The organism is Halalkaliarchaeum sp. AArc-GB (assembly GCF_031432225.1).
Lineage (GTDB): Archaea > Halobacteriota > Halobacteria > Halobacteriales > Haloferacaceae > Halalkaliarchaeum.
Genome location: NZ_JAVKGM010000004.1, coordinates 53163 through 77495 on the forward strand (window position 1 = coordinate 53163; position 24333 = coordinate 77495).

Below are 24333 nucleotides of genomic sequence, written 5' to 3' on the forward strand. Positions count from 1 at the left end.
GGTCGTCTGGAGGTCGAACGGAGGGCCGAAGGGGGATCACTGGTCGTCGTCCGCGTCGCCGTCGGCATCGCCGTCCGAGTCGTCCTCTTCGTCTTCGACGTCCTCGTACTCTACTGTCGTTCCCTGTGCGACGGGCTGGAGGAGGTAGCTTCCGGTCGCGCCGCGCCGGACCGGCGTGAAGTCGGCGGTGAAGACGGTTCGCTGGGCTTCGCGGATCTCGAAGCGGTGTTTGAACTGCAAGGGCGCGTTCCCGGGCGTGGAGACGTCGGCGTCGCCGCCGTCGGCCAGGGTTCCGTCGACGTCGGTCACCTCGAGCTGGAGGAACTCGTATTCGCGGGCCGCAAGCTCCTGCTCGTCGACGAGCTGGGTCTCGCCGTCCTGCAGCTGGACCAGGTCGGCCTCCTGTGGCTCGTCGAACTCGTGGTACTCCCGGGCCTCGCTCAGATCCGGAGTCTCCTCCTCGTCCTCGTCATTGTTTTCGTCGTTGCCTTCGTCGTTATCACCGTCGTTCCCGTCGTCGCCCTCGTCGTCTTCCTCGTCGACACCGGCCGGTTTTACCCACAGGCCCTCGATCGTGACGATACAGGACTCGAAGTCGCCGATGTCGCCGGGCTGGTCGGTGACTCGGGTCGCGAGCGTCCCGGTCGCCCCCCCGGACGCGTCGTCGCCGACACAGCCGGCGAGGCCGGCGCTGCCGACGGCGGCGATCCCACCGGTGGCTTTCAGATACGTGCGTCGATCCAGTAGGTGGTCCCTTTCGTACATCAGTTACCGTCCGTTCCCGTGTCGGTGGTCGTCACCGCGGTCGTTCCGCGGGTGGTCGTCGCTCCAGGGGTGCTCGCCGCCGGCGATCGAACGGATCGTCTCACCGAACCGGTAAGGCGGTTCCTCGTTGTCGAAGTACGACTGCATGACCTCGTGCATGTGCGTCACGTTCGTGGGAACGTCGTCCGGTACGGTATCGGCAACACCCCACATCGGACCGGCGAATCCGGGCCGGTCGTCCACAGCCGGTGTGTTCTCGTCGGCGTAGTGCGGGCCGTGCCGGTCGTCAGCGTGGTGTGGGCCGAACTCGCCGTCGGTCTCGTTTGCGTGTTCGCGAACCCGATCACGTTCGGACTCGTTCGCGCGATCGCCGTCGCGATCGCGGTCGGCAGCGTCGTCGGCAGTGTCGGGCAGTTCCTCGTCGGCTGGCTGGTCGGGGGACTGGTCGGCAGCGACGGCGCCAGCCGCGCCGAGGCCGGCGAACAGAACCGCGACCGCAGTGGCGATCGCGAGTAGCGTTTTTGCGTTCATTGCGATCGATCCTTTCCTAGAGAGCCACTTGAACCGTGGACGTAGCGAAGCCGGATTCAGGAGGTTTACACTCACCTACTGCCCAATTAAGCCGGATTAAGTCGGATGCGTCCGTCAGTTTCGGAACGACGAGTAGTCGGACCGAATTCCGACTGTTCGTTCGGCTTGCGCGCGCCGAAGGCGACAACGGAGCTACTCGAGCAGTTCCTCGGCGACGACGTCCGGCGAAAGGAGATCGGGGTCGACGGCCAGATCCGCCTGTGCCTTCGCGTACTCCGGCAGCGACTGGTGGCTGTACGACACCGCCCGCAGATCGGGATTGACCTCCTTTGCGACCGGGATCGCCGACGCCTCCCCCAGATCCGTCAACACCAGGATCGCCGCCGACTCGATTCCCGCCTCCGCGAGCGTTTCGCCGTTGACGATTCCGGGGATCCGGGCGACCGTCGCCCCTCGAGACTCGAGTTCGGCGGCGAGCCCGTGTTCGTCGGGGCCGGCGACGATCACGCGCGCGTTCGTCTGGTTCAGTTCGCCTGCGTCCGCATCAGTAGATGTCATGGGTTTTCCTGGATTTCGCTCGCGTCGTCACTCGTATTCGATCGTCGCGGGTGGTTTGTGAGTCACGTCGTAGACGACTCGAGAGACGTTGTCGAGCTGGCTCGTGATCCGCGACTGGATCCGCTGGAGCGTCTCCCAGTCGAGTTCCTGCGCCTGGGCAGTCATCCCGTCACGGGAGTCGACCGACCGCACCGCGACGATCCAGCCGTGGACCCGGTTGTCTCCCTTGACGCCGGTGCCCTTGCCGACCACGGCGGCGAACGCCTGCCACGGCTCGTACGGTTCCAGCTCCTCCTCGACGACGTGACACGCCTCGCGTGCCACCTCGACCTTCTCGCGGGTGACCTCGCCGACCACCCGAACCGCGAGTCCCGGGCCGGGGAACGGCATCCGCTCTGCGATCACCGATTCCAGCCCCAGCTCCCGAGCGAGTTCGCGGACCTCGTCCTTGTAGAGGTCCCGCACCGGTTCGACGATCCCCTCGAAGTCGACGACGTCCGGGAGTCCACCGACGTTGTGGTGGGATTTGATCCCGCCCTCCGACTCGATGCGGTCGGGATAGATGGTCCCCTGGACGAGGTAGTCCGCGCCCGCTTCCCGCGCCTCCTGTTCGAGGACACGGATGAACTCCTCGCCGATGACGTGCCGCTTCTCCTCGGGATCGGTGACGCCCGAGAGCGCGTCCAGGAACCGATCCTGTGCGTCGACGATCCGGAGGCTATCCATGAACGAGAACGTCTCCCGGATCTCCTCGGTCTCGCCTTTCCGCATCAGTCCGGTGTCGACGTACACCGGCGTCAGCTGGTCGCCGATCGCCCGGTAGGCGAGCGTCGCAGACACCGACGAGTCGACGCCGCCGGACAGCGCGATTACGGCGTTGGCGTCGTCGATCTCGGCTTCGATCTCCTCGATCGCCTCCTCGATGAACGGCCCGGGGTCGACCATCAGGCACGCACCTCCCCGTCGGGCTCGATGTCAGGACGGTCCACGTCTCGTCGCTCCCCTTCGACGACCTCTCGGGCGTCGAGCTCCCCCATCACGGCCTGTAAGAGTCCGACGAACGGCGGGCTCGCCCGGTCCGGCCGCGATCGGAACTCCGGATGGAACTGCGTCCCGAGGAAGAAGGGATGATCGTCGCGCTCGAGGATCTCCATGCGGTTGTTCGCCCGCCCCGAAAAGGAAAGCGGGCCGGATTCCAGGTCGCCGATGTACTCGGGATTCACCTCGTAGCGGTGGCGGTGGCGCTCGGTGCAGGAGTCGTCGCGGTACACGTGGGCCGCGAGGGAGCCGGACTGGATCTCGGTGGTGTGTGCGCCCAGTCGCATCGTTCCCCCGAGGTCGTCCACCTCGTACTGCTCTGGCAACAGGTCGATCACCGGGTGCGGGGTGTCGGGATCGAGTTCCGCAGAGTGGGCGCCCTCGAGCCCGAGCACGTTGCGGGCGTACTCGATCACCGCGAGCTGGAAACCGAGACACAGCCCCAGATACGGGACGTCGTTCTCGCGGGCGTACTGGATCGCGCGGATCTTCCCCTCGGTGCCGCGGGATCCGAATCCGCCGGGAACGACGATCCCGTCGGCGTCTTTCAGCCGTTCGGTGTGGTGGTCCCGCATCTCGTCGGCGTTGACCCACAGGGTGTTCACTTCGACGCCGAGCTCGATGCCGGCGTGTTTCAGCGCCTCGTGGATCGACATGTACGCGTCCTCCAGCGCGTACTTCCCGACGAGTGCGATGTCGACGCTGCCGGATCGCTCGCGCGTGACGAGTTCCCGCCATTGCGTGCTGCGGTCCGCCTTTGGAAGCGCCTCGTCTGCGAGGCCGAGCTCCTCCATCACGTACTCGTCGAGCCCTTCGTCCTCGACGACCAGCGGGACGTGGTAGATGTCCTCGACGTCCGGGTTCGAAAACACCGCGTCGGTGGGGACGTCACAGAACAGCGCGATCTTCTCCTTGGTGGACGGTTCGAGTTCGTCGTCGCATCGACCGACGAGCACGTCCGGCTGGAGTCCGATCGAGCGCAGCTCCTTTACGGAGTGTTGGGTGGGCTTGGTCTTCTGTTCGCCGTTCTTCGAGTACGGAACCAGCGTCACGTGGGTAAACAGGATGTCCTCCTCGTCCTCCTCGTGGGCGAACTGCCGGAGCGCCTCGAGATACGGCATCCCCTCGATGTCGCCGACGGTGCCACCGACCTCGACGAGACAGACGTCGGTCCCCTCGGCGGCCTCGCGCACGCGACGTTTGATGTCGTCGGTGATGTGGGGAATGATCTGGACGGTCTTTCCCAGGTAATCGCCCGCACGCTCCTTTTCGATCACGTGCTGGTACGTCTTTCCCGTGGTGACGTTGTGATCGGAGGTCATGTCGATCCCGAGGAACCGCTCGTAGTTCCCCAGATCGAGGTCGACCTCACCCCCGTCTTTCAGCACGTACACCTCGCCGTGCTGGTAGGGGTTCATCGTTCCGGCGTCGACGTTGAGATACGGATCGATCTTCACGGCGGTGACGTCGAAACCGGCGTTGACGAGCAGTCGGCCGATGCTGGCGGCCGTGATGCCCTTCCCGAGCCCCGACATTACGCCCCCCGTGACGAAAACGAACTTCCGACCCAGTGATGGATCGTACCCCGTGTTGGGTTCCGTCGGCATACCGACGGTGCGCGAGCGTTCGACTAAACCGTTTCGGAGTCGACGGGGGGAGTGTCGACGATCCCCACGCCTGCGTGCGTCCCGTCGGGGATCGCCCTCTTTTAAGGGCTCTCCGAACCCCAGTTGGAGTATGACCATCGAGAACCGCGATCACGCGAAACTGATCACCCACGCGCTCGCGAAGGACACCCTCTCGAAGCTCCGAAGCGTCGAGACCGAACAGGTGGCGTTCCGGAAGGGGCTCGTCAAACTCGGTCGGATCTGCGGCTACGAGATCATCGACGGGGCGATGGAGACGGAGTTCGTCTCCATCGAGACCCCCCTCGCCGAGACGACGGGCGAGCGCGTGACAGGCCTGGACGACGTGGTGATCATCAACGTACTCCGGGCGGCGACGCCGTTCGTCGAAGGGTTATTGAAAGCATTCCCCCGGGCGAAGCAGGGCGTGATCTCGGCGGGTCGCGACGAGGAGGCCGGCATGGACGAGGGTGGCGAGTTCCCGATCTCGATCGACTACGTGAAGCTGCCCGAGATCAGCGAGGACGACACCGTGATCGTGGCGGATCCGATGCTCGCGACCGGCAGCACGATGTGTGCGGTGCTGGATCACGTCCTCGAGGAGGCGAACGACCCGGAGGACCTGTTCGTGCTCTCTGCTGTGTCGGCTCCCGACGGACTCATCCGGGTCGACGAGGAGTTCGACGAGGCGACGCTGCTCACGGTCGCGATCGACGAGAAACTCGACGAGGACGGCTTCATCGTGCCCGGACTGGGCGACGCGGGCGATCGGGCGTTCCGGACGACCTGACACCACTCCGGATCGACTGCACGTCGGGGCGCCGCTCGACTCTCGAAAGCTTTTAGTACGGTTCCGACGCTACGACACACCAATGATGGCGACCGCTCGTCGCAGTTCCGCCCTTCTCCGAGAGCGACGAGCGTCGCGACCGGGCCGACCGATCGGCCCGGCCCGACGACGACCGGCCCTTTGAGGCCACTTATAAACACCCCCGTCGTCGGCTGCCGTATGTTCCCCAGTTTCCACGCGTTTCGCGTCCCGAGAGTCATCCCTTTCATTTAATTTCACAAACAAAAGCGACGAATTTAAGTCCCACAAGGCCACAGAGTGAGACACATGACACGCGCGGCACTCGCGTTCAGCGGCGGACTCGACACCACGGTGTGTGTCCCGCTGCTAAAGGAGGAGTACGGATACGACGAAGTCATCGGCGTCACGGTCGACGTCGGCCAGCCCGAGGCGGAGTTCGAGGAGGCCGCAGAGACCGCCGAGGCGCTCGGGGTCGAACATTACGTCGTGGACGCGCGAGCGGAGTTTGCAAACCAGTGTCTCGAGAGTGTCCGCGCGAACGCCACGTATCAGGGCTACCCGCTGGGGACCGCCCTCGCCCGCCCGGTGATCGCGAAGGCGATCCTCGATGTGGCGAAAGAACAGAACTGCGGGGCGCTCGCACACGGCTGTACCGGCAAGGGCAACGACCAGCTCCGGTTCGAGGCAGTGTGGCGCGCCTCCGACATGGAGGTCGCCGCACCCGTTCGCGACCTGGGGCTCACCCGCGAGTGGGAGATCGAGTACGCCGAAAAGAAGGGGCTTCCCGTCGAGAGCGGCAACGAGGGCGTCTGGTCGATCGACACGAACCTCTGGAGCCGGTCGGTCGAGGGGGGCAAGCTCGAGGATCCCGGCTACGTCCCGCCCGAGGAGATCTACGAGTGGACCCAGCCCCCGACCGGCGACACCGAACTGCTCGAGATCACCTTCGAAGACGGCTATCCGGTCGCCGTCGACGGCGAGGAGTACGACTCCGTCGAACTGATCGAGCACCTCAACGAGATCGCCGGCGCCCACGGCGTCGGCCGGACCGACATGATGGAAGATCGGATGCTCGGTCTGAAAGTGCGCGAGAACTACGAACATCCCGCGGCGACGGTGCTTTTGAACGCCCACGCGGGACTCGAACAGCTGGTGTTGACCAAAGAGGAACTGGACTTCAAAACGACCGTCGACAACGAGTGGGCCCAGAAGGGCTACGAGGGACTCGTCGACGCACCACTCGTCAACGCCCTGGAGGGATTCATCGACGAGACGCAGACGAAGGTGACCGGCACGGTGACGATCAAACTCGAAGGAGGACAGGCGCGCGTAGTCGGTCGCAAAAGCGACTACGCGGTGTACTCCGAGTCGGCCGCCTCCTTCAACACCGAGACGGTCGACGGCATCGAGCAGGGCGACGCTACCGGCGTCGCCAAGTACCACGGGTTCCAGAGCCGGCTCGCCAACGAGGTCGCGAAGAACGTAGCCGAGTCGAAAGCGGAGCTGGCCGCCGACGGCGGCACGCTGGGCGGCGGAACCGCCGGCGAAACGATCGACGGATCCGTCGACGGATCGAACGACACTCACGAGTGACATGACCGGAGCCGGGGAGGATCGCGATGGGACGGCAGTTCGCCGCGACCGCTTCAGCGGCGGTCCTGCAAGAGAGTTCCTCTCGAGTCTCGCCGCCGACCGGCGCATCTTCGCGGCCGACCTCGCGGTCGATCGCGCCCACGTGGCGATGCTCGCCGAACAGGGGATCGTCGAAGAGGAGACCGCAGGCGAGATCCTCGCGGCGCTCGACGACGTCGAGGCGTCGGGCCACGAGGGACTCCCGGCGGGCGAAGACGTCCACGAGGCGATCGAAACCGCCGTCATCGACCGGATCGGTCCCGACGGCGGGAAGATGCACACCGCCCGCTCGCGCAACGACGAGGTGGCGACGTGCATCCGGTATCGGCTGCGTTCGGACCTGCTGGACGCGATCGACGCGACGATCGCGCTCCGGGAGGCGCTGTGTTCCACCGCAGCCGATCACACCGGGACGGTGATGCCCGGGTACACCCACCTCCAGCCGGCCCAGCCGACGACCGTCGGCCACTACCTGCTGTCCTACGAGTCGGCGGTCGCGCGCGACACCGCCCGGCTGCTGGACGCGTACGACCGGACGAACCGCTCGCCACTGGGCGCCGCCGCGTTCGCGGGGACGCCCTTTGAGGTCGACCGCGACCGGACCGCAGCTCTGCTGGGCTTCGACGGGATCGTCCGCAACTCGATGGACGCCGCCTCCGCCCGCGACTTCCTCGCTGAAGCGACGGGAGCGCTCGCAACCCATGCAGTCACGCTCTCGGGACTTGCAGAAGATCTGGTGCTGTTCTCGAATCGGGGATTCCTCGAACTCGACGACGACTACGCGTCGACCTCTTCGATCATGCCCCAGAAGAAAAACCCCGACACGCTGGAACTCGTTCGGGGCGTCGCAGGCGACGCCGTCGGCGCCGCCACGGCGACGCTGTCGAGCCTGAAAGGGCTCCCCCGGGCGTACAACCGCGATCTCCAGCGCGTTCACCCCCACGCCTTCGACGCGGTCGACGCGGTGGTCGACGCGACCGACGTCGCCGGGGGCGCGGTCGCCACCGCGTCGTGGGACGAGACGGCGCTTGCCGACGCCGCGGGCGAGGGGTTCTCGACGGCGACCGGCGTTGCCGACCTGCTTGCGATGGCGGGCGTCCCGTTCCGGACAGCCCACGAGGTGGTCGCGACGGCCGCCGAACGGTTCGAAACCGACGTCTCCGCGGCAAACATTGACGCAGTCGCCGAAGAGGTGACCGGGGAGTCGCTGTTTGCCCACGTGAGCCGCGAGGAGGTCAAGGCCGCGCTCGATCCCGCCGAAAGCGTCGCGAGCCGCGACTCCGTGGGCGGTCCCGCCGAACCCGAAGTGACCGCCGCGATCGCGACGGCGACGGAGGCGATTGGCGACGACGAAGCCGCGGCACGCGAGCGCCGCGATCGGATCGAAACCGCGAGAGAAACGCTGGCAACGGAGGTAGCGACCTATGTGTGAGCGACGATCCCGAAGAGACGACGTCCGATCCCGACGAGCGCGACGACCCGTCGGCGTTCCGATTCCGCCGCCGTCCCCGCGAGGGGACAACAATACACTAACGGAATCTGACACTGGATTTCTAACGGCGGCGGTTTGCAGCTAATTGGCGCTTAGCTCCGGGCTTGGGAAATTGTAAGAATTACTTTATTTTCGCAACCCTTATGTAGGTTCTCCCCCATAGCATCATCTACACACATGAGCCAGGCAGAATGCGTCGAATGCGGGGCCGACGTGACCCTGTACGACGACCTGGAGGCTGGAGAGATACTCGACTGTGACACCTGCGGTGCGGAGCTGGAGGTACTCGACGTCAACCCGCCAGTCCTCGACCGAGCCCCGGAGCTCGAAGAGGACTGGGGGGAGTGAAATTGCAGTTCGGCATCCTCTACTCCCGGATCCGCAAGGACGAGAAATTACTCCTCTCGGAGCTGCGCGACCGCGGCCACGAGGTAGAGAAGATCGACGTTCGGAAACACCAGTTCGGGCTCGAAGAGACCTCTGCGCCCGTCGACGGGCTCGATCTCGTCGTCGATCGCTGTCTCGCGACGAGCCGGTCGCTGTATGCAACCCGGTTCCTCGACAGCTACGGTGTCCCGGTGGTCAACGGCCCGGAGACAGCCGACGTCTGCGCGAACAAGGTGAAAAATTCCCTCGCGCTGTCGAACGCGGACGTCCCCACGCCCGAGACCGAGGTAGCGTTCACGACAGACGCCGCCCTCGAGACGATCGAGAAGTTCGGCTATCCGTGCGTGCTCAAGCCGGTCGTCGGCTCGTGGGGGCGCCTGATGGCGAAGGTCGACTCCCGGTCGGCCGCCGAGGCGATTCTCGAGCACAAGGCGACGCTGGGCCACTACGAGCACAAGGTGTTCTACGTCCAGGAGTTCGTCGATAAACCGGGTCGTGACGTGCGCGTGCTCGCGGCCGACGGCGAACCGATCGCGGCGATGACCCGGACGTCGGACCACTGGCTCACGAACGCCGCGAAAGGCAGCGATACCGCGGCGTTCGAGCTCGACGAGACGGCGCTGGATCTCGTCGAGCGGGCCAGCGACGCCGTCGGCGGCGGGTTGCTCGGCGTCGACCTGATGGAGGTCGGCGGCGCAAAGTCCGGCGAATACACGGTCCACGAGGTGAACCACACGGTGGAGTTCAAGGCGCTGAACGAGACCGTCGATGTCGACGTGCCCGCGGCGGTCGTCGACTGGCTCGAGACGAAAGCCGACGCAGCCGCCGAGAGAACGGAAGGCTCCGGCGGCGAAGTCGACGCCGGCGACACAGAGGTATCGGCCGTATGAGCGAGGCACACGACGCACTCACCGCCGCTGTCGTCGGTGGCTCCGGGTTTACGGGCGGGGAGCTGCTCCGCCTGCTTTCGGGCCATCCAGGCTTCGAGATCGTGCAGGCGACCTCCCGCTCGTACGACCGCAAGACGGTCGGTGCAGTCCACCCGAACCTCCGGGGGCTCGATCTGCGGTTTACCGACCCGACGGACCTCGAGAGCGTCGACATCCTGTTCGCGGCGACGCCCCACGGCGTGTCGATGGGCCGGATCGACGAGTTCTTCGAGGCCGCAGACACTGTCGTCGATCTCTCGGCGGACTTCCGGTTGAACACCGTCGAGGCGTACGAGGAGTGGTACGACGGCCACGACGCGCCGGAGTACCTCGACAGGGCGGTGTACGCCCTGCCTGAACTCACCAGGGAGCAGCTCCCTGGCGCCGACCTGATCGCTTCGGGGGGGTGCAACGCGACGGCGACGATCCTCGGGTTGCAACCGCTCGTCGACGCCGGACTGCTCGGCGAGGACGATCGGATCGTCGTCGACGTGAAAGTCGGTTCCTCGGAGGGCGGGGCGGGTGGAGGCGTCGCCTCCTCCCATCCCGAGCGGTCCGGGGTCGTGCGGCCGTACGCTCCGACGGGCCACCGCCACGAGGCCGAGATCGAGGAATTCCTCGGTCTCGATGTCGCCTTCACGGTTCACGCGGTGGACATGGTTCGGGGCGCGTCGGCGACGGGTCACGTCTTCCCGGAGCCGGTCTCGAAGGGCGACCTCTGGTCGGCCTACCGCGAGGCGTACGAGGAGGAACCGTTCGTCCGGCTCGTCGCCGGCGGCTCAGGCGTGTATCGCTATCCGGAGCCCAAGGCCGTCGCCGGAACGAACCACGCGGAGGTCGGCTTCGAACTCGATCCCGGAAACGGCCGGGTCGTGACGTTCTCTGCGATCGACAACATGATGAAAGGATCTGCCGGACAGGCAGTCCACGCTGCCAACGTCGCTCTCGGGTTCGAGGAGACCGCCGGCCTGGAGTTCCGGGGACTTCACCCCGTGGGATCGCCATGAACGAGGACGAACCATCCACACAGGGAGAGGTATCGGAGTCGACGGACGGAGAGGCACCCGTCGTCGTGAAGATCGGCGGCGCGAAGGCCGTCGATCCAGCCGGGGCGGTCGGCGACGTTGCCCACCTCGTCGCCAACGCGCGCGAGGTAGTCGTCGTCCACGGCGGTTCGACGGCAGTCGACGACACGCTGGAACGGCTCGGCAAGGAACCGACCTACGTCGAGACGCCCTCGGGCGTCTCCGGACGGTTTACCGACGCCGAGACGATGGACGTGTTCTCGATGGTGTTGCCCGGCAAACTCAACACGGACCTGGTTGCGCTCCTGCAGGAGTCCGGCGTCGACGCCGTCGGGCTCTCGGGCGTGGACGGGGGGCTCCTTTCGGGCCCGCGCAAGTCGGCGGTCCGAGTGCGCGAGAACGGCAAGAAGAAGATCAAACGCGGCGAGCACTCCGGAAAGCTCGAGTCGGTCAACGGCGAGCTGTTGTCGCTGCTGTTGGAGGCGGGCTACGTCCCGGTCGTCTCCCCGCCGATGGCCGGCGAGGAGTCCGACGGCGGAGTCACGCCCGTCAACACCGACGCCGACCGCGCCGCGGGGGCGATCGCCGCCGAAATCGGCGCCGAACTGGTGCTTTTGACCGACGTCGACGGAATATACGCGGATCCGGAGGATCCGGAGACGCTGATCGGGTCGGTTGCCTCGCCTGCGGAACTCGAAGCGCTCGAGTCCGCAGCCGAGGGGTTCATGACGAAGAAGGTGATGGCCGCAGTCGAGGCCCTGGAGGGAGGCGCCGCCGGCGTGACGGTGTCGGACGCCAACCTCCGTGACCCGGTCGTCGCCGCGCTCGGCGGGGCCGGCACCCGGATCGACCCGGGCGTACTCGGCGTCGACCCTACGTCCGAAGCCGACGCGGACGCCGAACCCGAGACGAAGTCGGAGACGGAGGCGTGAGATGAGCGGGTTCGTCTTCTCGGAAAAGCCCATCCGGATCGAATCGGGAGACGGCGTGTACTTACAATCCGCAGACGGCACCGACTACCTCGACTTCGGCGCCTCGTATGCGGTGACGCCGCTGGGGCACTCCCATCCCGCGGTTGTGGACGCGATCCAGACACAGGCCGCGACGCTGACGTACGTCCAGGCGTCGTATCCAGTCGAGGTCCGGACGGAACTGTACGATCGGCTGGCGACTGTCGCGCCGGGCGACCTCTCGAACGTCTGGCTGTGCAATTCCGGCACCGAGGCCAACGAGGCGGCCATGAAGTTCGCTCGGAGCGCGACCGGCCGTGGGAAGATCGTCGCCACGAAGCGGGCGTTCCACGGCCGGACGATGGGAGCGCTCGCGATGACCTGGAAACAGAAGTACAAGGCACCGTTCGAACCGCTCGCCGGCGGGATCGAGTTCGTCGAGTACGGCGACGCCGAGGCTCTCGAGTCGGCCGTAGACGAGGAAACGGCGGCGCTGTTTCTCGAACCCGTCCAGGGGGAAGGCGGGATCCACCCCGCCTCCCGAAGCTATCTCGAGAGTGCCCGCGAGATCACCACGGAGGCGGGGGCAGCGCTCGTCTTCGACGAGATCCAGACCGGCCTCGGTCGGACGGGAACGCTGTGGGCCTGCGAGGCCGCGGGCGTCGTCCCGGACATGCTCACGACGGCGAAAGGACTGGCAAACGGGCTCCCCGCGGCGGCGACGCTGTGTGCCGACTGGATCGCCGAGGACGCCGGCGACCACGGTTCGACGTTCTCCGGCGGCCCGGTCGTGTGTGCGGCCGCAAACGCGACCCTGGAGACAATCGTCGAGGCGGACCTCCCGTCTCACGCCGGCGAGATCGGGACGTACTTCCGGGAAGAACTTGAGGCGGCCGCCGAGAAACACGACCTTCCAGTACGTGACGTGCGCGGCAATGGACTGCTCGTCGGAATCGAGGTGAAACGCGGGGCGAACCGCGTGCTCCGGGATCTCGCGATCGACCAGCAGGTGCTCGCGCTGCCGGCCGGTCGGACGGTCGTTCGGTTCCTGCCGCCGCTCGTCGTCGAACAGTCCCACGCCGACCGGGTCGTCGACGCCGTCACGGAGGTTCTCTCGTGATGAGTGTCTCCGAAAGCGCCGAGAACGTGACTGACATACCCGAAGCCAGCGACGAACGCCACCACACTGCCCTGAACACGGTCGGACGGGGCCTACTGTACGATCTGGTGTCGATCCCGTCGCCCTCCGGTGACGAGCAGGTAGCGGCCGAACGGCTCGCCGCCTTCTTCGAGGCAAACGATCGGGAGGTGTTTCTCGACGACGTCGGCAACGTCCGGGCTCCCGGGAACGACGCCGTGCTCCTTACCTCCCACGTCGACACCGTCCCGGGCGAGGTGCCCGTCGAGATCCGGACCGCGGAGACGGAAGCCGGCGGTGATAGCGGTGACGAGGCTGCCGTCGATGACGACGGTGGCGACGGTGACGTTGTCGACGGGGGAAACGACCACGAACTGTGGGGGCGAGGGAGCGTCGACGCGACGGGACCGCTCGCCGCGATGGCTGTCGCGGCCGTCCGTACCGGCGCCTCGTTCGTCGGCGTCGTCGGCGAGGAGACCGACTCCCGGGGTGCCCGCTACCTCGTCGAGGACCGCTCCCCCCCGGAGGCGGTGATCAACGGCGAGCCCTCCGGCTGGGACGGCATTACACTCGGCTACCGGGGCTTTCTGTCCGGAACGTACGTCACCACGAGCGAGTCCGGCCACACCTCCCGGCCGGAACCGAACGCCATCCAGGACGCGATCGCGTGGTGGAACCGGATCGAGGCGGCGTTCGACCCCGACGAGTGGACGCCGGTTTTCGAGCAGGTGACGACAAAGCCCGTCGGCTTCGACGGCGGGCTCTCGGCCGACGGCCTCTCGGTGGAGGCGACCGTCGACGTCCAGCTTCGCGTCCCTCCCTCGAGCACTGTAGAGGCGGTTCGGGAGCGCGCCGAGGCGGAGCTCGACGGCGGGACCGTCTCCTGGAAGGAGCCGATCCCGCCGACCATGAGTGATCCACGGGGGGAGCTGGCCCGGGCCTTCCGGGTGGCGATCCGCGGCGAGGGTGGCGATCCGCGGCTGTTGCGGAAGACCGGCACCAGCGACGTCAACCTCTACGCCGACGCCTGGGACCGCCCGATGGTGACGTACGGCCCCGGCGACTCGGCGCTGGATCACGCCCCCGACGAACACCTGTCGCTTTCGGAGTTCGACCGGAGCGTGCGCGTGTTGACTGCGGTGTGTAAACGGTGCGTATCGGACGACGACTGACCCGAACGAGAGACAGACGATGACCGATCAAGAAGACCCCGACAGCACGGCCGGAGAAGCGTCGGAGGGAGCCCCCTCCGGGATCGAGGCGACCGACTTCGTCGACATCGACGACCTCTCGTCGGCGGAACTACAGCGAGTCCTCGAGCGAGCCGCCGCGATGAAGGCCGGCGAAGACGGAACGCGGCTGGCGGACGCCACCCTCGGGATGCTGTTCGAAAAGCCCAGCACGCGAACGCGAGTCTCCTTCGAAACCGGGATGACGCAGCTGGGCGGCCACGCGATGTTCCTCGGTCCCGACGACATCCAGCTGGGGCACGGGGAGCCGCTCCGGGACACCGCGCGGGTGCTGGGACGGTACGTCGACGCCGTGATGGCACGGGTGTTCGATCACGAGGACGTGGTGACGCTCGCGGAGTACGCCGACTGTCCGGTGATAAACGGCCTCACCGACGAGGCACATCCGTGCCAGACGCTCGCCGACCTGCTCACGCTGCGCGAGCAGTTCGGCGACGACGTCTCGGTCGCGTGGATCGGCGACGGAAACAACGTCGGCCAGTCGTTCGTCCTCGGGGCGGCGATGGCGGGGATCGACGTGACGGTCGCGACGCCGCCGGCGTACGCGATGGAGAAGCAGGTGATCGAACGCGCCGGCGAACTCGGGGCGGCACCGGCCGTGACAACGGATCCCGGGGATGCGGTCGACGGCGCAGACGTCGTCTACACGGACGTGTGGGTGAGCATGGGCCAGGAGGACGAACGCGAAAAGAAGCTCGCCGCCTTCGACGGTTTTCAGGTGAACGATGAACTGCTTGCAGGCACCGACGCAAAGGTGATGCACTGTCTGCCGGCCCACCGCGGCGAGGAGATCACCGACGCGGTGATGGAGTCGGATCGGGTGCTGGTGTGGGACCAGGCGGAAAACAGGCTCCACGCACAGAAGGCGCTTCTCGTCGAACTGCTTGCGAGGTGACGGTCCTCGCCCGCGAAACTAGAGCAGGTTTTCGAGTTGCGCTTTTCGTCTGGCCGGATCGAACGGCGGGTTCACGCCGCCCTCGGCGAGCCGATCGAGCGCGAGGAATACGTCTACACCGTCACGTTCGGCGTACTCGAGGCAGGCCTCGATCGCCGGACGGTTGAGCGCAAGCGAGTCGAGCAGGCCGACCGCGAGCGCTGCTGCGGCCCCGCCCTCGCCGTCCGGAAACGGCAGCGGGTCGAATTCGACGGGTCCCAACGCGCCAGACCTGTCGGTGTCGTCCAGTGGCTCGAGCAACAGACAGTCGGTACAGATCGACGCCGACGACGCACCGTCCACGTGCTCGCGAAGCGATGCTGGGACGGCGAACGCGACGGTCGGCGCCTCACACCGGGGACAGGGCACAGGCGTCATTACCGCTCGGATTCGGCCTGCTCGAGGCGGGCCGTCTCGGCGTTCGCTGCGGCCTCGGCCTTCTCCTCGGCTTCCTCCTCCTCTTTTTTCGCTTTGATCTTCTTGAGCCGGAAGATCTCCTCGCGTTCCTGTTCCTCGAGCTTCTGCTCGATGTACTCCTTGTTGTCGTACAGTTCGGGCAACAGTTTGAACTCGAGGGCGTTGACGCGACGCTTCGTGGTCTCGATCTCCTCGAGCATCTTCTTCATCGCCGTCTCGACCTCGGCCGCGAGGATAATCGTCTCCAGAAGCTGCTCGTAGGCGTCGGCGGTCTCGTCGATCCGTGCCGACGAGCCGAGTAGCCCGTAGCCGCGCTCTTCGAGGTTCTTCCGGACCTTGGTGGACTCGATCTGGGGGACGACCACCCCCATGATGTTCTTCGACTGGGTCGTGATCTCGGGATGCTCCTTCAGCGCCGCCGCCGCACCGCGGACCGCGACGTCGCCCTCCATGGCCCGGGCCATGTTGATCTTCCGCTGGGCGGCCTCGTAGTCGGCGTCGAGCTGCGACCGGACGTCCTTGGCCTGATCGAGGATGTCCATAAACTCCATGATGAGTCCGTCGCGCTTCTGCTCGAGCGTGTCGTGGCCGCGCTCGGAGAGCTCGATTCGGTCCTCAATCGCCATGAGGTTCTTGCGCGTCGGTTTGACGTCCTCGGCCATGGGTGGTTACTCCGCCGCCTCGACGACCTGGCGGTCGGTCTCGTCCTCGCGGTAGTGCTGTTCGATGAGTTCCTCGTCGATCCGGTTGAGCTCCTCCTTCGGGAATTCCGACAGCAGATCCCAGCCGATATCGATCGTCTCGTCGATGTCGCGGTTCGTTTGGTACCCCTGCTCGACGAACTCGTTTTCGAACGCGTCCGCGAAGTCGAGGTACTTGTTGTCACGCTCGGAAAGCGCCTCGCGCCCGACAATGTTCACCAGGGAACGGAGGTCCTCACCCTCCGCGTACGCGGCGTACATCTGGTCGGAGACGTCCGCGTGATCCGCGCGGGTGAGTCCCTCGCCGATCCCGTCGTCCATCAGCCGCGAGAGGCTCGGCAGCACGTTGATCGGCGGCTGGATCCCCTGAGAGTTGAGGTCACGGTCGACGTAGATCTGCCCTTCGGTGATGTATCCCGTCAGGTCGGGGATCGGGTGGGTGTCGTCGTCGCCCGGCATCGTGAGGATCGGGATCTGGGTGACCGAACCCTCCCGGCCCTGGATCCGGCCGGCGCGCTCGTACAGCGTCGCCAGGTCGGTGTACATGTAACCGGGGTAGCCACGGCGACCCGGCACCTCTTCGCGGGCCGCGCCGATCTCCCGCAGCGCCTCACAGTAGTTGGTCATGTCCGTGAGGATCACGAGCACGTGATACCCCTTGTCGAACGCGAGGTACTCCGCGGTCGTAAGCGCCAGCCGCGGCGTGACCGTCCGCTCGACTGCGGGGTCGTCGGCCGTGTTCATGAACACGACCGACCGCTCCAGCGCGCCGGTGCGCTCGAAGTCGGCCATGAACTCGTTTGCCTCCTCCTGGGTGATCCCCATCGCACCGAAGATCACTGCGAACTCGGACCCCTCTCCCTCCTCGGCGGCGGCGTCCTCTTCGGGAACCGTCGACTGGCGGGCGATCTGGAGCGCGAGTTCGTTGTGCGGGAGGCCCGATCCGGAGAAGATCGGCAGCTTCTGGCCCCGAACGAGCGTGTTCATCCCGTCGATGGCGGATACGCCCGTCTGGATGAACTCCTCGGGATACTCCCGGGAGTAGGGGTTGATCGCCGCACCGACGATGTCCCGCCGCTCGTCGGGGACGATCTCGGGCCCGCCGTCGATCGGCTGTCCCGAGCCGTCCATCACCCGACCGAGCAGATCCTCGGTGACGGGCATCTTCAGCGTCTCGCCCATGAATCGGACGGACGCGTTCTGGTCGATACCGGAGGTGCCTTCGAACACCTGGATGGCCACGAGGCCCTCCGAGGACTCCAGCACCTGGCCCCGCTTGATCTCCCCCTGTGGGGTCTCGATCTCGACGATCTCGTCGTAGCCGATCGCCTCGTCGACCTCGGCGAACACCAGCGGGCCGCTGATTTCGGTGATAGTCTGGTACTCTTTCATGGTTCAGTAGAGCGCACGGAGCTGTTCGGTGAGCTCGTCGACGAGCTCGTCGACGTACTCTTCGTACTCCTCCTGGACCGCGATTCGGTTGAGTCGCGGTGCGGCGTCGACGTCGATGACCTCCTCGACCGGCACTCCAGCGTCGAGGGCAGAGAACGCCTCGTCGTTGAACGCCTTGATGGCGACGAGAATGCGGTACGTCTTCGTCGGTTCACAGTAGGTGTCGACGTCGTGGAACGCGTTCTGCTGGAGGTACGCCTCCCGGAGGTAGCGTGCCACCTCGAGGGTGAGCTGCTGGTCTTCCGGCAGCGCGTCCTTGCCGACCAGCTGGACGATCTCCTGGAGCTCGCCCTCCTCGTCGAGGGTGTCGATCGCCCACTGGCGGATCTCCGCCCAGTCCTCGGCGACGTTCTCGGTGAACCAGGGATCCAGCTGTTCGCGGTACAGCGAATACGACTCGTTCCAGTTGATCGCCGGGAAGTGCCGGCGCTCGGCGAGGTCGGCGTCCAGCGCCCAGAACGTTTTCACGATCCGCAGGGTGTTCTGGGTGACCGGCTCGGAGAAGTCGCCGCCCGGCGGCGACACCGCGCCGATGACCGACACCGACCCCTCGGTGCCGTTGACGTTCTCGAAGTAGCCGGCGCGCTCGTAGAACTGCGCGAGCCGTGCGGCCAGATAGGCTGGATACCCCTCCTCGCCGGGCATTTCCTCGAGACGGGACGAGATCTCCCGCATCGCCTCGGCCCACCGGGAGGTGGAGTCGGCCATCAGTGCCACGTCGTAGCCCATGTCGCGGTAGAACTCCGCGATCGTGATCCCGGTGTACACGCAGGATTCGCGGGCCGCCACCGGCATGTTCGAGGTGTTGGCGATGAGTGAGGTTCGGGCCATCAGCGGGTTGCCGGTCTTCGGGTCCTCCAGTTCGGGGAAGTCCTCGATCACCTCGGTCATCTCGTTTCCGCGCTCGCCGCAGCCGACGTACACGACGATGTCTGCGTCGGCCCACTTGGCAAGTGAATGTTGGGTGACAGTTTTCCCGCTCCCGAAGGGTCCCGGAATCGCGGCCGTCCCACCCTTCGCGATCGGGAACAGGCCATCGAGGATCCGCTGGCCCGACACCAGCGGCGTCCGGGGCGTCCGCTTTTCGACGGTCGGACGCGGCTCCCGGACCGGCCACTCCTGGTGCATCGTCACTTCCTCGCCGGTGTCGAGTTCGACGACCGTCTCGTCGACGGTGAAGGTGCCGGCCTCGACGGCGGTCACCTCGCCGCCCTCGAAGTCGGGCGGGACCATCACCTTGTGATCGACAGTGACCGTCTCCTCGACGATCCCGACGACGTCACCGGCCTCGACTTCCTCTCCTTCCTCGACGGTGGGCTCGAACTCCCAGGTCTCCTCGAGGTCGATGCCGGGGGCGTCGACCCCGCGGTCGAGGTATGGGCTCCCCATCTTCTCTTCGAGGACGTCCAGGGGACGCTGGACGCCGTCGTAGATGGCGTCGAGCATTCCCGGACCGAGGTCGACCGTCAGCGGCTCGCCCGTGTTCTCGACGGGTTCGCCGGGGCTGACGCCCGAGGTCTCTTCGTACACCTGTATGGTCGTGGTCTCGCCTTCGATCTCGATGACTTCCCCCATCAACCCTTCGTCGCCGACGTAGACGACGTCGTTCATGCGGGCGTCGAGATCGCGGGCGACCACGACCGGTCCGCTGACTCGCTGGATGACACCGGTGTCGGTGGTCTCCTGTTGTGTCGCTTGACTCATGATTAGTCTTCCTCCTCCATCAGATCGATGCCGATGGCGCGTTTGATCTGGTTTCGTAGTCCGCCGCTGCCGGCGCTGCCGCCCAGCGTCACAAGCGTCGGTTCGATGCTCGTCTCGACGGACTCCCGGACGCCACGGGAGAGATGCTCCATGTCCTCGTCGTGCATCACGATGATGCCGACGTCGTCGTCCGCGAGGGTCCGTTCGACCGCGTCGTCGAGCTGCTCGTCTTTGTCCTCTTCCGGGACGTTCTCGAACTTTCTGACGCCGGCCAGGCGGAATCCGGTAGTGAACTCCGGACTGCCGATGACGGCGATTTCCTGGCTCATATGATCACCAGCTCCCGTTCGATCTCTTCCTCGGACAGTCCCGCTTCCTTGCCGCGGGCGATCGCACGGATGTTCTCGACCTCGCGCTCCTTCGCGAGGATGTACGAGGCGATCGGTGTGATCGACACCGGATACACGTACCCGAGACGGTCCGAGTACTCCAGTAGGGCGGCGTCGACGGCGTGCTCGAACGCGATGAGGCTGTCGGCCTCCTCCAGCTGCCCGAGTGCGTCGGACAGCTCGTCAGCGTACTGGCTCTCCCGGATGTAGCCGACCAGCTCGTCGAGGTTGTTCGCGAGCTGGGCGAGCTGTGACTCCGTAAACAGCTTCCCCCCGGCGATGTAGTACTCGGCGGGGTCGATGGCGGCCGTCGATCGCGCGAGTCGGAGGGCGTTTCTGGCGTTCCGGAAGTCGATCTCCGCCTGGAGGAACTCCCGGTACTGGGTGGTGGGTTCGTCGCCACCGATGTCGGCGATCAGGTGGTCGTAGTACGCCCGATCGATCGCGTTCTCGAGCGGTACCAGCACGTCGGTCTCCTCGTAATCGGCAAACGCCGCGGCGAGATCATCGCCGAACAGCGTGTCCTCGAGCACGTCGACGGCAGCCTCGATCGTCCCGGCTTCCAGCAGCCGGGAGATCAGCCGGTCGTCGAACTCGCCGGCACGGATGAGGTCCGACTCGATTGCCTCGCGGGAAGCGTCCGTGTAGATTCCCCGGAGTACAGTCTTGGCGTTCCAGGCGTCGAACTTCCGGAGATATCGCGCCAGAAGGTCGTACAGCCGACCCTCTGCCCAGCCGAGAATGGTGTTAAACTGCTTTGCCAGGTTCCGGTTGAGCGCGTACTCGATGAGGTCGACCCCGGAGTACCGCGTCCCGAGCGCGTTGATCTCGGGTTTGTACGTCGACTCCTCCATGAACCGGGCGATCTCCGCCGGCGTCATGCGGATGAGCTTCCGGTACTCCTCGTCGGAGTAGAGGCTTCCGCGGCGGGCGCGGACTCTGGCGACCACGTACTCCGTGTTCGAACTCCCGGCGGTGCTCATTGCTCGAACAGTTTGTCGCTCAGCTCTTTGAGATGCCGGTTCCAGACCTCTTCGAGCAGCGAGTCGAACGTATTGTTCACTTTCACCCGCGAGCCCTCGCCCTCGACGACGACGCCGCCCAGACAGTCGTAGGCGTCGCCCACGCTGGCGTCCTCGACGTCCGACAACAGCGCCTCGAGCAGCTCGCCGTCCTCCTCGCGGCCGCGAACGACGACGGTTTCGTCGTCGAACTCGGCGAGAGCCGACTCCAGCAGCGCCTCGGTGAGCTCCTCGCGACGGTCACCGTCCAGTTCAGTCAGCGCACCTTCAGTCTCCTCCCGGACCTCCGAGAGGAGGTCGCGACGAGCCTCGAGCCGTTCCTGTTTCGCCTCGAGTTTGGCGCTCGAGAGCGATCGGTCGCGCTCCTGCTCGATCGTGCGCTCGACCTCCGCCTTTCGCTCCTGTCGGATGCGCTCGGCGTCCTCCTCGGCACTGGAGACGATCTCCTCGGCCTCCGCCTCGGCGTCCTCGATGAGTTCGTCCGCACGCGCGCGGGCTTCCTCTCGAATGTCCTCAACGACAGTGTCCAGACTCATTTGTGAAAGGTAGGTCGGTTAGACCAGGAACACGACGACCAGCGCGAGGATGACGAGCGTTTCCGGGATGACTGTCAGAATCAGGCCACGGACGAACAAGTCCTCGTCTTCGGCCATTGCGCCGACCGCGGCGGCACCGATGCCACGTTCGGCGTATCCCGATCCGAGCGCGGCGAGGCCGACGGCGATCGCCGCCGCCGCGCTCGCGAGGTGTTGGGCAGCCTCCGGGTCCCATCCGCCAGTCTCAGCACCGTTCTGCAGTACGAAATTTCCGAGTTCGTGTGCGATTTCGATCATTTGTATCAATCCACTTCGAGTAGTGTTCGCCGCTCTCCGAACAGTAACTTATTGCTGCCAGAAGTGCCATAAAGCTTCCCAAAGACGTTCGTCGCAGGGCCCGAACCGGCTGTTTTCTCCGAGATCGAATGTGTAAAGTGCGTGCACAGGAGTGACGGGTTTTGAAAAGGGAGAAATCGACCGAAGCGAACGTGGTCGCCAGGGAATCGGCTGTCGAAACAGTCGAGGGAAAGAGCCGACGAACTGGAAACAGTCGAGGGAAAGAGCCGACGAACGGCAGTCAGCCTCTCGTGAACCGGCGGACGTAGCCGAACGGATCGTACTTCCGGCCGCCGCCCTCGTAGAACTTGTTGAAGAACTCGACGTATTCGAGACGGATCCCCTGAATGCCGGCGGCAGTGATTCCGAGCATCAACACGACGATGTGACCCAGGATCGCCACCAGGATGCCACCGACGATGCCGACGGCACCCTGCGTCGTCAGCCCTGCGAAGACGATGTCCTGGCCGGCTGCCTGCGCCTCAGCGAGGTTCGAGGGAGTGAACATGAAGACGAAGCTGCCGTCCTCGATGTAGGCGCCGAACGCGAGCAGGTTCGCGGCGACCGCCATCCCACCTTTCGCGAGGAGCACAGCAGTCATCCGCGTGTAGGAGACCGCGTTCACGAGCGGCGACAGCACCTCGGGCAGTTCCTGAGGCTCGCCGACGGCGAGCAGTACTGCGCCGACGACCACGGCAACGAGGCCGAGGAGGCCGACGATCTCGGGGAGCCCCTGCGTCTGTATCCCGAGCGTCGTCTCGAACGCCGCAAACAGGATCTCCGGTTTGGCCTCGTAGTAGTGGGAACTGAACACCCACACCCACAGGCCGTTCAGCAGGAGCAGCCACGAGCCGGCCTCGTACATGGCATGTTTGAGGTCGTGGTGCTGGATCGTACTCACGAACGACAGCACGTAGCCGATGTTGAGGTGGAGCACCCCGAACAGCACTGTCACGACCAGCCAGGCCTGGGCCCAGCTCGTGTAGCCTGGAGCGACGCCTTTCGCCATCTCCGTGTCCAGGAGGTGGTGACCGAAGACGTCCCCGCCGAAGGGGAACCCGAAGAAGATCGTGAAGGCGCCGGCCCACATCGCGACAGCGCCGACGTTTTTCATCCCGGCCGTGTCGTACGTCTTCCAGAAGTAGTAGCCCATCGCGACGTAGAGGATTCCGTAGCCGATGTCCGAGATCATGAACCCGAACATCAGCGGGAACGTGAGAAACACCAGCAACGTCGGATCGAACTCCGAGTACTTCGGCCGGGAAACCGCATTGACGAGGGTCTCGAACGGCGAGGCGATCGTCGGGTTGTCCTGAACGACCGGCGGTTTCTCGCTGCTCGTCTCGTAGCCACCGTCGGCCGCAGCCTCGCCGACTGCTTCGTTGTGGTGATCGCCGTCGGGAGTAAACGCCGCCCGCTCGATCTCCTCGACTTCCGCGTGGTCGCCGACCGCATCGCGGATGGCCCCCTCGAACTCCTCGTAGCGCTCGGTCGGGATCCATCCCTCGGCGACGAACGCGTTGGCGGTCGTCGCAAACGAAAGCGGTGCGTCGCGCTTCTGTGCGTCGATCGAGAGTTCCTCTTCGGCTGCGAGCAGGAAGTCTGCCGCTTCCCGCTTTACGACCTCGAGTTCGCTTTCGACGTTGTCGAGCTTCGAGTCGAGCTGGCGCCGTCGCGAGCGGAGCTCACGGACGTAATCCTCGGGACTCCCCTCGGCTGCCGGGACGTCGATCGGCTGGAAGTCGATGCCGACGAGCGCGTCCGCGATCGGGTCCTCCGAGTCCGTCTCCGACCGGGCGAACACGGCGACCGTCCGGTCGCCGGAAAACAGCTCGAACGGACCGATCGACTCCGCCCCCGAGAGCGCTTCCTCGACGTCCTTGGGTTTGCCGAGCCCGACCGCCACCGCGAGGGTGTCGTAGCCCGACAGCAGGTCCAGTTCGATACCCAGGTCGGCGAACGGCTCCATCGCGTCGATCTCCTCGTCGATCTCCCGGAGCTCGTCTTTCAGTTCCTCCCGCCTGTCGTCGAGTTCGTTTACCCGCTCGCGGACCTCCTCGAGTTCCGCCTCGATGTCGTCGTCCGAGAGGGCTTTTCGCACGCCGGCGTCCTCGGGATCGAGATCGAGAACGCTCTCGAGAGCGCGAACGGTCACCAGCTTTTCGGACGTCTCCTCGGCCCCGTCGATCGGATTGCCTGGGGAGAACCCCTCCCAGGAGCCGTCGTACTCGCTGATGTGGAGCAGGTTGAGGTCGTGTACGGCCTCGATGACGTCGTCCAGTACCCGCTTGGATCCCGTCACCGAGACCTTGCTCATCCGCTCAGGTCTGAGCATATACCGCCTCCTCGAACCGTTCCAGCGCGAGGTCGACAACCTCGTCGAACCGGTCGCGTGCTCGCTCTTCGAGTTCGGCCCGATCTTCCCCGCCCGACTCGAGGATCTCTTCCCGTTCGGTTTCGATCTCCTCGCGGGCCTCCTCGAGTCGCGTCTGGGCCGCCTCCTCGGCCTCCTGTTGTGCCTCACTCCGGATTCGGTCGGCCTCGCTTCGGGCCTCCTCGATGATCTTGTCGGCTTCGGCGCTGGCCTCCTCGACGATCTGGTCGGCCTCGCGCTCGGCGGCTTTCACTCGTTCGAGAACTTCGGGTCTCGCCATATTCGTCGTGTACATCATGCAAATCGGCGTATAAGGTGTTTGCGAAACCGGGACGTA

At 65.7% G+C, this 24333-nt stretch carries 25 protein-coding genes; 10 read left to right on the plus strand and 15 right to left on the minus strand.

Going from position 1 to position 24333, the window contains the following annotated elements:
* Positions 1 to 36 precede the first annotated feature (36 nt).
* The 5 genes from RH858_RS06040 to pyrG all read right to left on the minus strand — a co-directional run bounded on the left by RH858_RS06040 (position 37) and on the right by pyrG (position 4499).
* A complete protein-coding gene (locus tag RH858_RS06040; protein WP_310561347.1) occupies positions 37 to 765 on the minus strand; it encodes a DUF4382 domain-containing protein in 729 nt (242 codons plus the stop codon).
* 3 nt (positions 766 to 768) lie between these two features.
* Complete coding sequence (locus RH858_RS06045) at positions 769 to 1296, minus strand: hypothetical protein (protein ID WP_310561348.1); 528 nt, start codon at positions 1294 to 1296, stop codon at positions 769 to 771.
* 192 nt (positions 1297 to 1488) lie between these two features.
* Entirely contained in the window at positions 1489 to 1854 is a 366-nt protein-coding gene (locus RH858_RS06050) for a CTP synthetase (RefSeq protein WP_259534496.1), read from the minus strand.
* Between the two features lie 27 nt (positions 1855 to 1881).
* On the minus strand, positions 1882 to 2799 hold the full coding sequence (guaA, locus tag RH858_RS06055) for a glutamine-hydrolyzing GMP synthase (RefSeq protein ID WP_259534495.1): 918 nt from the start codon (positions 2797 to 2799) through the stop codon (positions 1882 to 1884).
* The gene (pyrG, locus tag RH858_RS06060) at positions 2799 to 4499 is read right to left on the minus strand and encodes a CTP synthase (glutamine hydrolyzing) (RefSeq protein WP_259534494.1); all 1701 of its coding nucleotides are present in this window, start codon (positions 4497 to 4499) and stop codon (positions 2799 to 2801) included. Before pyrG ends, guaA begins: the two co-directional genes overlap by 1 nt.
* A gap of 130 nt (positions 4500 to 4629) precedes the next feature.
* On the opposite strand from pyrG, the gene upp reads away from it, so the two are divergent.
* From upp to argF, 10 genes are all read left to right on the plus strand, one after another.
* Complete coding sequence (gene upp / locus RH858_RS06065; RefSeq protein WP_259534493.1) at positions 4630 to 5307, plus strand: uracil phosphoribosyltransferase; 678 nt, start codon at positions 4630 to 4632, stop codon at positions 5305 to 5307.
* A gap of 327 nt (positions 5308 to 5634) precedes the next feature.
* Positions 5635 to 6921 (plus strand): argininosuccinate synthase, encoded by a 1287-nt coding sequence (locus tag RH858_RS06070; protein WP_310561349.1) that lies wholly within the window; start codon positions 5635 to 5637, stop codon positions 6919 to 6921.
* Position 6922: 1 nt separating this feature from the next.
* A complete protein-coding gene (gene argH / locus RH858_RS06075; RefSeq protein ID WP_310561350.1) occupies positions 6923 to 8392 on the plus strand; it encodes an argininosuccinate lyase in 1470 nt (489 codons plus the stop codon).
* Between the two features lie 237 nt (positions 8393 to 8629).
* Complete coding sequence (gene lysW, locus RH858_RS06080) at positions 8630 to 8800, plus strand: lysine biosynthesis protein LysW (RefSeq protein WP_259534490.1); 171 nt, start codon at positions 8630 to 8632, stop codon at positions 8798 to 8800.
* 2 nt (positions 8801 to 8802) lie between these two features.
* The gene (gene lysX, locus RH858_RS06085) at positions 8803 to 9729 is read left to right on the plus strand and encodes a lysine biosynthesis protein LysX (protein ID WP_259536488.1); all 927 of its coding nucleotides are present in this window, start codon (positions 8803 to 8805) and stop codon (positions 9727 to 9729) included.
* Complete coding sequence (gene argC, locus RH858_RS06090; RefSeq protein WP_259534489.1) at positions 9726 to 10775, plus strand: N-acetyl-gamma-glutamyl-phosphate reductase; 1050 nt, start codon at positions 9726 to 9728, stop codon at positions 10773 to 10775. The genes lysX and argC overlap by 4 nt, the downstream gene beginning before the upstream one ends.
* Entirely contained in the window at positions 10772 to 11725 is a 954-nt protein-coding gene (locus RH858_RS06095) for an acetylglutamate/acetylaminoadipate kinase (protein ID WP_259534488.1), read from the plus strand. Before argC ends, RH858_RS06095 begins: the two co-directional genes overlap by 4 nt.
* A 1-nt stretch (position 11726) precedes the next feature.
* Positions 11727 to 12863 carry an aminotransferase class III-fold pyridoxal phosphate-dependent enzyme gene (locus tag RH858_RS06100; protein WP_259534487.1) on the plus strand — a complete coding sequence of 379 codons (1137 nt, stop codon included), beginning with the start codon at positions 11727 to 11729 and terminating at the stop codon, positions 12861 to 12863.
* Positions 12863 to 14053, plus strand: a complete 1191-nt coding sequence (locus tag RH858_RS06105; protein ID WP_310561351.1) for a [LysW]-lysine hydrolase — start codon at positions 12863 to 12865, stop codon at positions 14051 to 14053. The genes RH858_RS06100 and RH858_RS06105 overlap by 1 nt, the downstream gene beginning before the upstream one ends.
* A gap of 19 nt (positions 14054 to 14072) precedes the next feature.
* On the plus strand, positions 14073 to 15026 hold the full coding sequence (gene argF, locus RH858_RS06110) for an ornithine carbamoyltransferase (RefSeq protein WP_310561352.1): 954 nt from the start codon (positions 14073 to 14075) through the stop codon (positions 15024 to 15026).
* 18 nt (positions 15027 to 15044) lie between these two features.
* Here the strand turns inward: argF and RH858_RS06115 are convergent, their stop codons facing one another.
* The 10 genes from RH858_RS06115 to ahaH all read right to left on the minus strand — a co-directional run bounded on the left by RH858_RS06115 (position 15045) and on the right by ahaH (position 24276).
* The gene (locus tag RH858_RS06115) at positions 15045 to 15443 is read right to left on the minus strand and encodes a DUF6276 family protein (RefSeq protein WP_310561353.1); all 399 of its coding nucleotides are present in this window, start codon (positions 15441 to 15443) and stop codon (positions 15045 to 15047) included.
* Entirely contained in the window at positions 15443 to 16144 is a 702-nt protein-coding gene (locus RH858_RS06120; protein ID WP_310561354.1) for a V-type ATP synthase subunit D, read from the minus strand. Before RH858_RS06120 ends, RH858_RS06115 begins: the two co-directional genes overlap by 1 nt.
* Before the next feature lie 6 nt (positions 16145 to 16150).
* Positions 16151 to 17575, minus strand: a complete 1425-nt coding sequence (locus RH858_RS06125; RefSeq protein ID WP_310561355.1) for an ATP synthase subunit B — start codon at positions 17573 to 17575, stop codon at positions 16151 to 16153.
* Between the two features lie 3 nt (positions 17576 to 17578).
* Complete coding sequence (locus RH858_RS06130; protein ID WP_259534481.1) at positions 17579 to 19339, minus strand: ATP synthase subunit A; 1761 nt, start codon at positions 19337 to 19339, stop codon at positions 17579 to 17581.
* A gap of 2 nt (positions 19340 to 19341) precedes the next feature.
* The gene (locus tag RH858_RS06135) at positions 19342 to 19668 is read right to left on the minus strand and encodes a V-type ATP synthase subunit F (protein ID WP_259534480.1); all 327 of its coding nucleotides are present in this window, start codon (positions 19666 to 19668) and stop codon (positions 19342 to 19344) included.
* On the minus strand, positions 19665 to 20711 hold the full coding sequence (locus RH858_RS06140) for a V-type ATP synthase subunit C (RefSeq protein ID WP_259534479.1): 1047 nt from the start codon (positions 20709 to 20711) through the stop codon (positions 19665 to 19667). Before RH858_RS06140 ends, RH858_RS06135 begins: the two co-directional genes overlap by 4 nt.
* Positions 20708 to 21286: a V-type ATP synthase subunit E gene (locus RH858_RS06145; protein ID WP_259534478.1), complete on the minus strand. Its 579-nt coding sequence runs from the start codon at positions 21284 to 21286 to the stop codon at positions 20708 to 20710. Before RH858_RS06145 ends, RH858_RS06140 begins: the two co-directional genes overlap by 4 nt.
* An 18-nt stretch (positions 21287 to 21304) precedes the next feature.
* On the minus strand, positions 21305 to 21583 hold the full coding sequence (locus RH858_RS06150) for a hypothetical protein (protein ID WP_259534477.1): 279 nt from the start codon (positions 21581 to 21583) through the stop codon (positions 21305 to 21307).
* A 280-nt stretch (positions 21584 to 21863) separates the two neighbouring features.
* On the minus strand, positions 21864 to 23957 hold the full coding sequence (locus RH858_RS06155) for a V-type ATP synthase subunit I (protein ID WP_259534476.1): 2094 nt from the start codon (positions 23955 to 23957) through the stop codon (positions 21864 to 21866).
* Complete coding sequence (gene ahaH / locus RH858_RS06160; RefSeq protein ID WP_259534475.1) at positions 23944 to 24276, minus strand: ATP synthase archaeal subunit H; 333 nt, start codon at positions 24274 to 24276, stop codon at positions 23944 to 23946. Before ahaH ends, RH858_RS06155 begins: the two co-directional genes overlap by 14 nt.
* Positions 24277 to 24333 lie beyond the last annotated feature (57 nt).

Excerpts from the sequence above, each read along its gene's own strand:
- RH858_RS06040 (WP_310561347.1), bottom strand. The coding sequence starts at position 765 with ATGTACGAAAGGGACCACCTACTGGATCGACGCACGTATCTGAAAGCC.
- RH858_RS06045 (WP_310561348.1), bottom strand. The coding sequence starts at position 1,296 with ATGAACGCAAAAACGCTACTCGCGATCGCCACTGCGGTCGCGGTTCTG.
- RH858_RS06050 (WP_259534496.1), bottom strand. The coding sequence starts at position 1,854 with ATGACATCTACTGATGCGGACGCAGGCGAACTGAACCAGACGAACGCG.
- guaA (WP_259534495.1), bottom strand. The coding sequence starts at position 2,799 with ATGGTCGACCCCGGGCCGTTCATCGAGGAGGCGATCGAGGAGATCGAA.
- pyrG (WP_259534494.1), bottom strand. The coding sequence starts at position 4,499 with ATGCCGACGGAACCCAACACGGGGTACGATCCATCACTGGGTCGGAAG.
- upp (WP_259534493.1), top strand. The coding sequence starts at position 4,630 with ATGACCATCGAGAACCGCGATCACGCGAAACTGATCACCCACGCGCTC.
- RH858_RS06070 (WP_310561349.1), top strand. The coding sequence starts at position 5,635 with ATGACACGCGCGGCACTCGCGTTCAGCGGCGGACTCGACACCACGGTG.
- argH (WP_310561350.1), top strand. The coding sequence starts at position 6,923 with ATGACCGGAGCCGGGGAGGATCGCGATGGGACGGCAGTTCGCCGCGAC.
- lysW (WP_259534490.1), top strand. The coding sequence starts at position 8,630 with ATGAGCCAGGCAGAATGCGTCGAATGCGGGGCCGACGTGACCCTGTAC.
- argC (WP_259534489.1), top strand. The coding sequence starts at position 9,726 with ATGAGCGAGGCACACGACGCACTCACCGCCGCTGTCGTCGGTGGCTCC.
- RH858_RS06095 (WP_259534488.1), top strand. The coding sequence starts at position 10,772 with ATGAACGAGGACGAACCATCCACACAGGGAGAGGTATCGGAGTCGACG.
- RH858_RS06100 (WP_259534487.1), top strand. The coding sequence starts at position 11,727 with ATGAGCGGGTTCGTCTTCTCGGAAAAGCCCATCCGGATCGAATCGGGA.
- RH858_RS06105 (WP_310561351.1), top strand. The coding sequence starts at position 12,863 with ATGAGTGTCTCCGAAAGCGCCGAGAACGTGACTGACATACCCGAAGCC.
- argF (WP_310561352.1), top strand. The coding sequence starts at position 14,073 with ATGACCGATCAAGAAGACCCCGACAGCACGGCCGGAGAAGCGTCGGAG.
- RH858_RS06115 (WP_310561353.1), bottom strand. The coding sequence starts at position 15,443 with ATGACGCCTGTGCCCTGTCCCCGGTGTGAGGCGCCGACCGTCGCGTTC.
- RH858_RS06120 (WP_310561354.1), bottom strand. The coding sequence starts at position 16,144 with ATGGCCGAGGACGTCAAACCGACGCGCAAGAACCTCATGGCGATTGAG.
- RH858_RS06125 (WP_310561355.1), bottom strand. The coding sequence starts at position 17,575 with ATGAAAGAGTACCAGACTATCACCGAAATCAGCGGCCCGCTGGTGTTC.
- RH858_RS06130 (WP_259534481.1), bottom strand. The coding sequence starts at position 19,339 with ATGAGTCAAGCGACACAACAGGAGACCACCGACACCGGTGTCATCCAG.
- RH858_RS06135 (WP_259534480.1), bottom strand. The coding sequence starts at position 19,668 with ATGAGCCAGGAAATCGCCGTCATCGGCAGTCCGGAGTTCACTACCGGA.
- RH858_RS06140 (WP_259534479.1), bottom strand. The coding sequence starts at position 20,711 with ATGAGCACCGCCGGGAGTTCGAACACGGAGTACGTGGTCGCCAGAGTC.
- RH858_RS06145 (WP_259534478.1), bottom strand. The coding sequence starts at position 21,286 with ATGAGTCTGGACACTGTCGTTGAGGACATTCGAGAGGAAGCCCGCGCG.
- RH858_RS06150 (WP_259534477.1), bottom strand. The coding sequence starts at position 21,583 with ATGATCGAAATCGCACACGAACTCGGAAATTTCGTACTGCAGAACGGT.
- RH858_RS06155 (WP_259534476.1), bottom strand. The coding sequence starts at position 23,957 with ATGCTCAGACCTGAGCGGATGAGCAAGGTCTCGGTGACGGGATCCAAG.
- ahaH (WP_259534475.1), bottom strand. The coding sequence starts at position 24,276 with ATGGCGAGACCCGAAGTTCTCGAACGAGTGAAAGCCGCCGAGCGCGAG.